At 66.4% G+C, this 11795-nt stretch carries 8 protein-coding genes; 5 read left to right on the plus strand and 3 right to left on the minus strand.

Annotation, left to right across the window (positions count from 1 at the left end; translation table 11 throughout):
• Positions 1 to 13 precede the first annotated feature (13 nt).
• Positions 14 to 2104: an excinuclease ABC subunit UvrB gene (gene uvrB, locus DBV10_RS13825; protein WP_124514198.1), complete on the minus strand. Its 2091-nt coding sequence runs from the start codon at positions 2102 to 2104 to the stop codon at positions 14 to 16.
• Positions 2105 to 2210: 106 nt separating this feature from the next.
• Here uvrB and DBV10_RS13830 point away from each other — a divergent pair, with 106 nt between their 5' ends.
• Positions 2211 to 3407 carry an amino acid aminotransferase gene (locus DBV10_RS13830; protein WP_124514199.1) on the plus strand — a complete coding sequence of 399 codons (1197 nt, stop codon included), beginning with the start codon at positions 2211 to 2213 and terminating at the stop codon, positions 3405 to 3407.
• A 34-nt stretch (positions 3408 to 3441) separates the two neighbouring features.
• Positions 3442 to 4056 carry a nucleotidyltransferase family protein gene (locus DBV10_RS13835; protein ID WP_233589918.1) on the plus strand — a complete coding sequence of 205 codons (615 nt, stop codon included), beginning with the start codon at positions 3442 to 3444 and terminating at the stop codon, positions 4054 to 4056.
• Positions 4057 to 4105: 49 nt separating this feature from the next.
• Here the strand turns inward: DBV10_RS13835 and ygiD are convergent, their stop codons facing one another.
• Positions 4106 to 4966, minus strand: coding sequence for a 4,5-DOPA dioxygenase extradiol (gene ygiD / locus DBV10_RS13840; RefSeq protein ID WP_233589919.1), 861 nt, complete (start codon positions 4964 to 4966; stop codon positions 4106 to 4108).
• A 178-nt stretch (positions 4967 to 5144) separates the two neighbouring features.
• Between ygiD and DBV10_RS13845 the strand changes: the two genes are divergently transcribed.
• The 3 genes from DBV10_RS13845 (at position 5145) to DBV10_RS13855 (ending at position 9237) form a co-directional block, all read left to right on the plus strand.
• Entirely contained in the window at positions 5145 to 6035 is an 891-nt protein-coding gene (locus tag DBV10_RS13845; protein ID WP_124514201.1) for a CoA transferase, read from the plus strand.
• 7 nt (positions 6036 to 6042) lie between these two features.
• Positions 6043 to 6456: a DUF1294 domain-containing protein gene (locus DBV10_RS13850; protein ID WP_233589920.1), complete on the plus strand. Its 414-nt coding sequence runs from the start codon at positions 6043 to 6045 to the stop codon at positions 6454 to 6456.
• A 267-nt stretch (positions 6457 to 6723) separates the two neighbouring features.
• Complete coding sequence (locus DBV10_RS13855) at positions 6724 to 9237, plus strand: bifunctional diguanylate cyclase/phosphodiesterase (RefSeq protein WP_233589921.1); 2514 nt, start codon at positions 6724 to 6726, stop codon at positions 9235 to 9237.
• Positions 9238 to 9267: 30 nt separating this feature from the next.
• Here the strand turns inward: DBV10_RS13855 and DBV10_RS13860 are convergent, their stop codons facing one another.
• Positions 9268 to 11673, minus strand: coding sequence for a YgiQ family radical SAM protein (locus DBV10_RS13860; RefSeq protein ID WP_124514203.1), 2406 nt, complete (start codon positions 11671 to 11673; stop codon positions 9268 to 9270).
• Positions 11674 to 11795 lie beyond the last annotated feature (122 nt).

Genomic DNA, 11795 nt, shown 5'->3' on the forward strand with positions numbered 1-11795 from the left:
GTTCACCCCAACATCACACCGCCACTGAATCGCCCCCATGCGCGCCAAAAGCCTGGTCCTTTAGCCGTGAAAGCTGGTCGCGCACGCGGGCAGCCTGCTCGAACTCCAGGTTGCGCGCGTGCTCCAGCATGAGCTTTTCCAGGCGCTTGATCTCGCGCGCCACATCCTTCTCAGACATGTCCTCGACCTTGGCGCGCTGCAAGGCTTCCTGCTCCAGCCGCTCGGCATCCTTGCCCGCCTTTTCGCTGTAAACCCCGTCAATCAGGTCTCTTACCCGCTTGACAATGCTGCGCGGCGTGATTCCGTGCGCTTCGTTGTGCGCAATCTGCTTGATGCGGCGGCGCTCCGTCTCGCCCATGGCCTTTTTCATCGACTCGGTGATGCGGTCGGCGTACAGGATGGCCCGGCCGTTGAGATTGCGCGCCGCACGGCCAATGGTCTGGATCAGGCTGCGCTCGGCCCGCAAGAAGCCTTCCTTGTCAGCGTCCAGAATCGCCACCAGCGACACCTCGGGGATGTCCAGCCCCTCGCGCAGCAGGTTGATGCCCACCAGCACGTCAAACGCCCCCAGGCGCAGGTCACGGATGATTTCCACGCGCTCCACGGTGTCCACGTCGCTGTGCAGATAGCGCACCTTCACGCCGTTGTCGGTGAGGTAGTCGGTCAGCTGCTCGGCCATGCGCTTGGTGAGCGTGGTGATGAGCACGCGCTCGTGCTTTTCGACGCGGATGCGAATCTCTTGCAGCACATCGTCCACCTGGTGGGTGGCGGGGCGCACCTCCACCACCGGGTCCACCAGGCCGGTGGGGCGCACCACCTGGTCCACGATCTGGCCGGAGTGGGTGCGCTCGTAGTCCGCCGGCGTGGCGGTCACAAAGATCACCTGGCGCATGCGCTGCTCAAACTCCGCAAACTGAAGCGGCCGGTTGTCCAGCGCCGAAGGCAGCCGAAAGCCATATTCGACCAGCGTGGTCTTGCGCGAGCGATCGCCGCTGTACATGGCGTTGAGCTGCCCGATCATCTGGTGGCTCTCGTCCAGGAACATCAGCGCGTCCTTGGGCATGTAATCGGTCAGCGTGCTCGGCGGGTCGCCCGGCGCCGCGCCCGACAGGTGGCGCGTGTAGTTCTCGATGCCCTTGCAGTGCCCCACCTCGCTGAGCATTTCCAGGTCAAACCGCGTGCGCTGCTCCAGCCGCTGGGCCTCGACCAGCTTGCCGTCGGCCAGCAATTGCTTGAGGCGGTCGGCCAGCTCGATCTTGATCGTTTCCACGGCGGCCAGCACCTTGTCGCGCGGCGTCACGTAGTGGCTGCTGGGGTACACCGTGAAGCGCGGAATCTTCTGCTTGATGCGCCCCGTGAGCGGGTCGAACAGCTGCAGGCTCTCCACCTCGTCATCGAACAGCTCGATGCGGATCGCCAGCTCGGAATGTTCGGCCGGAAACACATCGATGGTGTCGCCCCGCACGCGGAACTTGCCCCGGCTGAAGTCGGCTTCGTTGCGCTGGTACTGCATGCGGATCAGCTGGGCAATCACATCGCGCTGGCCCAGCTTGTCGCCCGTGCGAAGCGTCATCACCATGCGGTGGTAGCTCTCGGGCTCGCCAATGCCATAGATGGCCGACACGGTGGCCACGATGACCACGTCCTTGCGCTCCATCAGGCTCTTGGTGCACGACAGGCGCATCTGCTCGATGTGCTCGTTGATCGCCGAGTCCTTCTCGATGAACAGGTCGCGCTGCGGCACATAGGCCTCGGGCTGGTAATAGTCGTAGTAGCTCACGAAGTACTCCACGGCGTTCTTGGGGAAGAACTCGCGGAACTCGCTGTAGAGCTGCGCAGCCAGCGTTTTGTTGGGCGCAAAGATGATCGCCGGGCGGCCCATGCGCGCAATCACATTGGCCATGGTGAAGGTCTTGCCCGAGCCCGTCACGCCCAGCAGCGTCTGGAAGGTCTCGCCATCGTTCAAGCCCTCCACCAGCTTGGCAATGGCCTCGGGCTGGTCGCCCGCCGGTGGGTACGGCTGGAACAGCTCAAAGGGAGAGTCGGGGAAATGGACGAACTCGCCGTCTTGCTTTTCAGTTATGACTTCGGTGATATCCGGCATGGGGTGTGGTCAACGGGTCGGGCGGGCGGGCCGTTAAAATCGGCGGAACCCGGCACAGTACACCACGCCCGGAATCTTCGCTACTGACAACCTTTCAAGGATTTTCATGTCTCTGTTTACCGCCGTCGAAATGGCCCCCCGCGACCCCATCCTGGGCCTCAACGAGCAATTCAACGCCGACACCAACCCCAACAAGGTCAACCTGGGCGTCGGTGTTTATTTCGACGACAACGGCAAGCTGCCCCTGCTGCAATGCGTGCAGGCCGCAGAAAAGACCATGATGTCCACCCCCACGGCCCGTGGCTACCTGCCCATCGACGGCATCGTGGCCTATGACAACGCCGTCAAAAGCCTGGTGTTCGGTGCCGACAGCGAACCCGTCACCTCCGGCCGCGTGGCCACCGTGCAAGCCATCGGCGGCACCGGCGGCCTCAAGATCGGCGCCGACTTCTTGAAGAAGGTCAGCCCTAGCGCCAAGGTGCTGATCTCCGACCCGAGCTGGGAAAACCACCGCGCGCTGTTCACCAACGCCGGTTTTGAAGTCGATACCTACGCCTACTACGACGCCGACAAGCGCGGCGTGAACTTCGAAGGCTTTCTGGCCAGCCTGAACGCCGCCGCTGCCGGCACCATCGTTGTGCTGCACGCCTGCTGCCACAACCCCACCGGCTACGACATCACGGCCGCCCAATGGGACCAGGTCATCGCCGCCGTCAAGGCCAAGGGCCTGACGCCCTTCCTCGACATGGCCTACCAAGGCTTTGGCCACGGCATCGCCGAAGACGGCGCCGTGATCGGCAAGTTTGTGGCCGCTGGCCTGAACTTCTTCGTTTCCACCTCGTTCTCCAAGAGCTTCAGCCTGTACGGCGAGCGCGTGGGCGGCCTGTCGGTGCTGTGTGCCGACAAGGAAGAAGCCGGCCGCGTGCTGAGCCAGCTCAAGATCGTCATCCGCACCAACTACTCCAACCCACCCATTCACGGCGGTGCAGTGGTGGCGGCGGTGCTGAACAACCCCGAGCTGCGCGCGATGTGGGAAAAGGAACTGGCCGAAATGCGCGTGCGCATCAAGGCCATGCGCCAGAAGCTGGTCGATGGCCTGAAGGCCGCCGGCGTGAAGCAGGACATGTCCTTCATCACCACCCAGATCGGCATGTTCAGCTACTCGGGCCTGTCCAAGGACCAGATGGTGCGCCTGCGCAATGAGTTCGGCGTGTACGGCACCGACACCGGCCGCATGTGCGTGGCTGCCCTGAACAGCAAGAACATCGACTACGTCTGCCAGGCCATTGCCAAGGTCGTCTGAGCACGGTGAGAAAGCGGCGCTCGCGCGCCGCTTTGTGAGCGAAACGCTCCAGAACCCGCACAACGCGGCTGTTCTGGAGCGTTTGCCGCTTTTGGGGCTGCCGGATGCGTGGCTGGTCGCGGGCTGCTTGTTCCAGACGGTGTGGAACCTGCGATCTGGTCTGGAGCCCACGGCGAACATCAAGGACTACGACCTGTTCTATTTCGACGCGTCGGACCTGTCCGAAGCCACCGAACAGGCCGTGCAAGCCCGCGTCACCGCCCTCTTTGCCGACCAGCCGATCACCGTGGAAGCCAAGAACCAGGCCCGTGTGCACCTCTGGTACGAGCGCTGGTTTGGCTACCCCTATGCGCCGCTGCAATCGGCCCGCAACGGCATCGAGCGCTTTCTGGTGCCCTGCACCTGCGTGGGTCTGCAACCCGGCGCCCCCGGCGGCGGGGAGCCCACGCTGTACGCGCCCTACGGGCTTGAAGAACTGTATGCCGGGCTGCTCAAGCCCAACCCAGCATGCCCGCATTTGCCGCTGTTCAAGGCCAAGGCCCACAGCTACCGCGAGCGATGGGATTGGCTGGAGATCCGGGAGACGGCCTGCTCGCCCAGCCGGGCAGACGCCAGCGCCCCCGATGACTCAAGGCTTTTCGGCCTCTAGCGCATGATGGACGCGCGCAAGAAGCTATCAAAATCAGAGCAAATCTCCATCACCCCCACAGCACCGACCGCATCGAGATGGATGCGGACTGGTAGCCGGTATTGAAAAAACGCGGCATTTCGCTGGCCTCCACCGCACCGGCGGCGTACAGCAGCGGCAGGTAGTGCTCGTGCGTGGGGTGCGCCTGCTGGGCCACGGGGCCCAGCTTCTGGAAGTCCTGCAGGGCGCCCAGCTGGCCCTTCTTGATCTGCTCCTGCACCACGGTGTCGAACTCGGCGGCCCAATCGTAGGCTTCGTTGGCCGCCGTGCCCCGGCGCGTGGCACGCAGGTTGTGCACGATGTTGCCGCTGCCCACGATCAGCACGCCCCGCTCGCGCAGGGCCTTGAGCTGCTGACCCAGCGCATAGTGCTCGGCCGGGGCGCGGCTGTAGTCCATGCTGAGCTGCAGCACCGGGATCCGGGCCTGCGGGAACATGGGCTTGAGCACCGACCAGGTGCCGTGGTCCAGGCCCCACTCGCCCTCGTCCACACCGAGCGCCGCACCCGTGGCAGGGGACTTCAGCTCCTTGGCCAGGCTGCGCGCCACGGCCGGTGCGCCCGGGGCGGGGTACTGCTGGTCAAACAGCGCCTGCGGAAAACCGCCAAAGTCGTGAATGGTTTTGGGCTGCGCCATGCCCGTGAGCTGCCAGCCGCCCCGCGTGAGCCAGTGGGCCGACACGCACAGGATGAGCTGCGGCTGCACGGTGCGCGCCAGCAGCTCGGCCCCCACGGCCTGCCAGCTGCGGCGCCAGGCGTTGTCCTCGATGGCGTTCATGGGGCTGCCGTGGCCCACAAACAGCACCGGCATGCGCGGAGACGGCTTGAGCGCCTGCAACACCGGCAGACTGGCGGCCTGGCCCAATGAAGTCATGAAAGCTCCCGGAGTGGCGGCCAGACCCGCCAGGGCGGCCAAAGAAGTTCTGCGTTGCATGGTAGACAGGGGAGCGTAACAAATTATGTATAACGCCAGGAGTGAGCCCACCTGCGCCATGAAGTTCCAGCGCCACAGCTCTCCCCCAACAACAACACTGCGAGACAAGCACCCGCCCATGACCACCGCCCTGCCCCAGCCCCTGCGCAACACCCGTGTCCTGAGCCTTGCGCTCAACCTGCCCGGCCCCGCCGCCCTGATGCGCTGCGCACGCCTGGGCGCCGAGTGCACCAAGCTCGAACCCCCCCCAGCCACGGGCATGCCCAGCGCCGACCCCATGGGCATCTACAGCCCCGCCGCCTACGCCACGCTGCACCAGGGGGTGCGCGTGGTGCTTGCCCACCTCAAGACACCCGAAGGCCAGGCAGCGCTGCATGAAGAGTTGGCCCGCACCGATGTGCTGATCACCTCGTTCCGCCCCTCGGCGCTCACCAAACTGGGCCTCTCCTGGGAGGTGTTGCAATCAAAGTATCCCCGCCTGTCGCTGGTGCGCATTGTGGGCGCGGCGGCCGAGCGCGCCGAAGAGCCCGGCCACGACCTCACCTACCTGGCCGACGCAGGCCTGGTGACCGGCACTGAGATGCCCCCCACGCTGTACGCCGACATGGGCGGCGCGCTGATGGCCAGCGAAGCCGTGCTGCAGGCCCTGCTGGAGCGCGCCCGCACGGGCAGCGGCGTATGCATCGAAGTGGCGCTGGCCGACGCTGCCGCCTGGCTGGCCCAGCCGCGCGACTGGGGCCTGACCACGCCCGAAGGCGACGTGGGCGGCCACCACGCGGGCTACCGCATCTACCCCTGCGCCGACGGCCGCGTGGCCGTGGCCGCGCTGGAACCCCACTTTGCCGCCCGCCTGTGTGCCGCCGCAGGCCTGCCCGCCACGGGTGATGCCGCCCAGCTGCGCGCCCCTGCCACACACCAGGCCGTGGAGGCCTTTGTGCGCACGCAGACCCGCGCGCAGTTGGATGCGCTGGCCATTGCCCAGGACATCCCCCTGCACACCCTGGCCTGATGGCGGAGTGACATCACCGCCCAAGCGCCCTGCCACGCGGCGCGTGCGCCGCCCGCACGGCGGTAGCCCACCCGCCTCTGCCTACGGGGCCCTGCTGCTCACCACGGGCTGGGCCGGCCTGCTGGGCTGGGGCATCTGGATGCGGCAATGGCCACCGGGCTGGACGCTGTCCGCCGCCGTGCTGGTCAACCTGCTCACCTTCTGGGCCTATGCGGCTGACAAGAACGCCGCCATCCAGGGCCGCTGGCGCACGCCGGAGAGCCACCTGCACCTGCTGAGCCTGGCCGGCGGCTGGCCTGCCGCCTGGTGGGCCCAGCGCACCCTGCGGCACAAATCCAGCAAGCGCACATTCCGCTGGGTGTACTGGCTCACCGCGCTGCTGCACTGCGCCGCGCTTGCGGCCTGGCTGGCCTTGGCATGAAGGAATGGAATGCTGACGCGCCCGGGCCCGCCAAGCCCCTATGGCACCGGGGGCTGCCAAACTTTGCATGCATGCGCGAATTGATCGCTATATAGTGGGCCGGGCGCACCGCACCGCCGAATCGGCCTCCGATTCCAGAAGCCCCCAAGGACGGGGCCCTCACACCAACAAGGCGCGGGCACACCAATGGGCAATGAGGGCGCGCTGGGCGAGGCCACCAGGCATCACCGGCGTCGGACAGCTTGGCATGAGGCGGGGGACCAATCCATGGATGTGTTGCAGCCAGTCGAGCGAAAACCGGTGCCGTTGACGCTGCGGGTGACCTGGCCTTTCATCGTGATGGTGCTGCTGCTGGCCGCCTGCGCCACGGCCAGCCTGCAGGTCTTGTCCAGCGTGCGCGCCTTTGTGGCGGGCGAAAGCCTGTGGACCAAGGGCCAGAAGGACGCCATCTACTTCCTCAACCAATACGCCCTCCATGGCTCGCCCCAGGCGTTTGACGGGTTCACCCGCGCCATGGAGATTCCCCTGGGCGACCGGGCTGCGCGCCTGGCCCTGCAGCCCGGCCAGGTGCAGACCGATGTGGCGCGTGACGGTTTTCTGCGCGGCGGCAACCACCCGGATGACATCGCCGGCCTGATCTGGCTGCTGCGCCACTTCGACCACCTGGACCTGGTGAAAAAACCCGTGAGCCATTGGCTCATCGGCGACGAATACATCGACGCGCTGCGCGAGCTGTCGCACGAAATCCACCAGCGCAACACCGATGGGACGGCAGACGCCCCCACGCGGCAGCAGTGGCAAGACAGCATCCGCGAGATCAATGCCGGCGTGACCCCCGCCGCCCGCAACTTCAGCGAGTCCCTGGGCGAAAGCTCGCGCCAGATCGTGCTGCTGCTGATGTGGACCAACCTAGGCATGGCCGTGGTGCTGATCCTGCTGACCCTGTGGCACACCCATGGCCTGCTGGTGCAGCGCCGCAACGCCGAGCAGGCCCTGGAGGCCGAACGCGAACAGGCGCACACCACCCTGACCGCCATTGGTGATGGCGTGGTCACGACCAACACCCTGGGCGAGGTCCTGTACATGAACCCCGCCGCCGAGGCACTGCTGGCCCGCGCAGCCGGCCCGGCCACGGGCCTGCCGCTGGCGCAGCTGCTGGTGTTTGATGGCGAAACCCCCTCCTTGTCGGCAGACAGCCTGGTGCAGAACATCCTGCGCAGCGACGGCACGGCCTTGAGCAACATCCACACCACCCTGGTGCGACCGGACCAGACCATCGTGCCGGTCAAGCTGGTGGGCTCACCCATCCGCCACCGGGGCCTGCTCACCGGGGCCGTGCTGGTGCTGCACGACGTGACCCGCGAGCAGCACTATGTGGAGCAGCTGTCCTGGCAGGCCAGCCACGATGCGCTGACGGGCCTGGTCAACCGGCGCGAGTTCGAGCACCGGCTCGAAGCCCTGCTGGCCCAGCCCCGCCCCGTGGGGCGCGAGGGCTCGCTGCTGTACGTGGACATGGACCAGTTCAAGCTCATCAACGACACCTGCGGCCACCAGGCGGGCGACGAGATGCTGCGCGAGGTCTGCCGCATGCTGCAAAGCCACCTGCGCGAGGGCGACACCCTGGCCCGCCTGGGTGGCGACGAGTTTGGCATCCTGCTCAAGGACTGCCCAGCCGGCCCCTCGGCCCGCATCGCCGAGCAGTTGCGCCAGGCCGGACAGGAGCTGCGGCTGACCTGGGGTGGCCAGCAGCTGCGCACCGGCCTGTCCATCGGCATGGTGCAGCTCATCCCCGCGCTCACCTCCATCCAGGAGGCCATGCGTGTGGCCGACATGGCCTGCTACCGTGCCAAGGAAGGCGGGCGCAACCGCGTCTTCATCTACCAGACGGAAGACATCGAAATGAGCCGCCGCGAAGGCGAGATGGACTGGGTGCGGCGGCTGCGCCTGGCGCTGGAGCACAACCAGTTCCAGCTGCACGCCCAGGCCATTGCCCCGCTGCAGCCCAGCGGCGAAACCGGCCTGCACATGGAGGTGCTGCTGCGCCTGCGCGAAAACGACGGCCAGCTGATTGCGCCCGGCTGCTTCATCCCTGCGGCCGAGCACTACGGCATGATGACTTCCATCGACCGGTGGGTCATCCGCCACACGCTGGAGCTTCTGGCCCGGCGCCAGCACCTGCCGGGCCTGCCGCCGGTGCACACCTGTGCCATCAACCTCTCGGGCACCAGCCTGGGAGACGACGGCCTGCTCAAGCTCATCCGCAGCGCACTGGCCGAGTCGGGGGTGGACCCGCACATGCTGTGCTTCGAGATCACGGAAACCAGCGCCATATCGCACCTGCCCAACGCCGTGCGGCTGATGAAAGAGCTGCAGCAACTGGGCTGCCGCTTTGCGCTCGACGACTTTGGCGCGGGGATGTCGTCCTTCAACTACCTCAAGCACCTGCCGGTCGATTACCTCAAGATCGATGGCAGCTTCGTCAAAGACATGCTGCACGACCCAGGCAACCGGGCGATGGTGGAGATGATCCACCACATCGGCCATGTGATGGGTAAGCAGACGATTGCAGAATTTGCCGAATCGCCAGCCATCGTGGAGGCCTTGCGGGGCATTGGCGTGGACTACGCACAGGGCTATGCGCTGGCGCGGCCAGTGCCGCTGCAGGACTATCTTGCCCTCGGCAGCGCCGCCAAACCAGTGCCCGCATGGAGCGCAGGCCCGGCGCAGGGACATGCACCACTGCCGCCGACCTCACCATTCCCCCAGCAGCGCCAGGCCTGACGAGCCCGGCCTGGCCTGCGGCACGCGCCGTCAGCGCGCTTTCTTGAAACCCTTGCCGCCACCCGCGGGCTTGGGAGCCGCGGCAGCGCCCGTCACCCGGGGCGGCAGGCCCGTGTGCTGCGTCAGCATGCGGCCCTTCTGCGGCTGGCTGGGCTTGGGCTGCACACCCGCAGCGGGCTTGCCCACCGGGGTCGAGTTCTTGCGCCGCGCGCTCTGGTAGCCGCCGTCGGTCAGCGGCTGGAAGGTGGGGATCAGGTGGTGCTTGCCGTTGCCGATCAGGTCCGCGCGGCCCATGGCCTTGAGCGCGTCGCGCAGCAACGGCCAGTTGTTCGGGTCGTGGTAGCGCAAAAAGGCCTTGTGCAGGCGGCGGCGCTTTTCGCCGCGCACGATGTCCACCGACTCTTCGTCCACGTCGCGCATCTGGCGCCGCACCTTGGTGAGCGTGTTGCGGCCCGAGTGGTACATGGCCGTGGCGGTGGCCATGGGGCTGGGGTAGAAGGTCTGCACCTGGTCGGCGCGGAAACCGTTCTTCTTGAGCCAGATGGCGAGGTTCATCATATCCTCGTCGCTGGTGCCCGGGTGCGCGGCGATGAAGTACGGGATCAGGAACTGCTTCTTGCCCGCCTCTTCGCTGAACTTCTCGAACATCTGCTTGAAGCGGTCATAGCTGCCGATGCCCGGCTTCATCATCTTGGTCAGCGGCCCTTGCTCGGTGTGCTCGGGCGCGATCTTGAGGTAGCCGCCCACGTGGTGCTGCACCAGCTCCTTCACGTACTCGGGCGACTTCACGGCCAGGTCGTAGCGCAGGCCCGAGCCGATCAGGATCTTCTTGATGCCCTTGAGCGCGCGGCCACGGCGGTAGATCTTGATCAGCGGGCCGTGGTCGGTGGTGAGGTTCTGGCAGATGCCGGGGTACACGCAGCTCGGTTTGCGGCAGGCGGCCTCGATCTCGGGGCTCCGGCAGCCCAGGCGGTACATGTTGGCCGTGGGGCCGCCCAGGTCGCTGATGGTGCCGGTGAAGCCTTTCACCTTGTCGCGGATGTCCTCGATCTCCTGGATGATGGAATCCTCGGAGCGGCTCTGGATGATGCGGCCTTCGTGCTCGGTGATGGAGCAGAAGGTGCAGCCGCCAAAACAGCCGCGCATGATGTTGATCGAAAAGCGGATCATCTCCCACGCGGGGATCTTGGTCGCGCCGTCGTGGCCGCCGCTCTCGTCGGCGTAGCTCGGGTGCGGGCCACGAGCGTAGGTCAGGTCGAACACATGGTCCATCTCGGCCGTGGTGAGCGGGATGGGGGGCGGGTTGATCCACACGTCGCGCGCGGTCACGCCCTCACCGTGCGCCTGCACCAGCGCACGTGCATTGCCGGGGTTGGTCTCCAGGTGCAGCACGCGGTTGGCGTGGGCATACAGCACGGGGTCGCTTTTCACCTGCTCGTAGCTGGGCAGGCGGATCACGCTCCTGTCGCGCGGGGGCGCCTTGAGCTTGACCGCTGGGTTGGCCACGAACTGGATGGGTGCAATGGCGGGGTTTGGATTGTTTTGGCTGCTAGCGCCCGTCCCACAAGCGCTTGCCGCTCCTGATTCGGGAGCACCGTCCTCTTTGCTGCAGGTGCTGCCTTGCGCGGCGGCCTGCTCGCTGGTGGTCAGGTAGGGGTTGATGTGTGCGTCCACACGGCCGGGCTCGTCCACGCTGGAAGAGTCGATCTCGAACCAGCCCTTGCCGCTTTCGTCGTCAGGACGGCGCACAAAGGCGGTGCCGCGCACGTCGGTAATCTTTTCGACCGGCTCGCGCGCCGCAATGCGGTGCGCCACCTCGACCAGGGCGCGCTCGGCGTTGCCGTACAGCAGCAGGTCGCACTTGGCATCCACCACGATGGAGCGGCGCACCTTGTCGCTCCAGTAGTCGTAGTGCGCGATGCGGCGCAGGCTGCCTTCGATGCCGCCCAGGATGATGGGCACGTCCTTGTAGGCCTCGCGGCAGCGCTGGCTGTAGACGATGGCCGCGCGGTCGGGGCGCTTGCCGCCGATGTCGCCGGGGGTGTAGGCGTCGTCGCTGCGGATCTTGCGGTCGGCGGTGTACCGGTTGATCATCGAGTCCATGTTGCCCGCTGTCACGCCCCAGAACAGGTTGGGCTTGCCCAGCGCCTTGAAGGGCTCGGCGCTTTGCCAGTCGGGCTGGGCGATGATGCCCACGCGGAAACCCTGGGCCTCCAGCGTGCGGCCGATCACAGCCATGCCGAAGCTCGGGTGGTCCACATACGCGTCACCCGTCACCAGGACGATGTCGCAGCTGTCCCAGCCCAGTTTCTCCATCTCGGCGCGGCTCATCGGCAGGAACGGGGCCGTGCCAAAGCGCTTGGCCCAGTACGGACGGTAACTGGTCAAAGGCTTTGCGGCGCGCGCAAAAAAGGAGACGTCAACGGGGGCGTTCATGCAAAGGGGGTCGCGGCCGCCCCCTGGGCGATGGGGGCCTTCGTGGGGCGCGTCTGTGGTGGATAACCCGCGATTTTACGTTGGCAGGCGGTTTTTGTCGCCTTGGGCGTGCTTGCCCCTCA

It is taken from the genome of Acidovorax sp. FJL06 (genome assembly GCF_003852545.1).
Classification (GTDB): Bacteria; Pseudomonadota; Gammaproteobacteria; order Burkholderiales; family Burkholderiaceae_C; genus Acidovorax.

What these genes read in the sequence shown, in the direction of transcription:
- DBV10_RS13830 (WP_124514199.1), top strand. Translation starts at nt 2,211, where the DNA reads ATGTCTCTGTTTACCGCCGTCGAAATGGCCCCCCGCGACCCCATCCTG.
- DBV10_RS13860 (WP_124514203.1), bottom strand. Translation starts at nt 11,673, where the DNA reads ATGAACGCCCCCGTTGACGTCTCCTTTTTTGCGCGCGCCGCAAAGCCT.
- DBV10_RS13845 (WP_124514201.1), top strand. Translation starts at nt 5,145, where the DNA reads ATGACCACCGCCCTGCCCCAGCCCCTGCGCAACACCCGTGTCCTGAGC.
- ygiD (WP_233589919.1), bottom strand. Translation starts at nt 4,966, where the DNA reads ATGACTTCATTGGGCCAGGCCGCCAGTCTGCCGGTGTTGCAGGCGCTC.
- uvrB (WP_124514198.1), bottom strand. Translation starts at nt 2,104, where the DNA reads ATGCCGGATATCACCGAAGTCATAACTGAAAAGCAAGACGGCGAGTTC.
- DBV10_RS13855 (WP_233589921.1), top strand. Translation starts at nt 6,724, where the DNA reads ATGGATGTGTTGCAGCCAGTCGAGCGAAAACCGGTGCCGTTGACGCTG.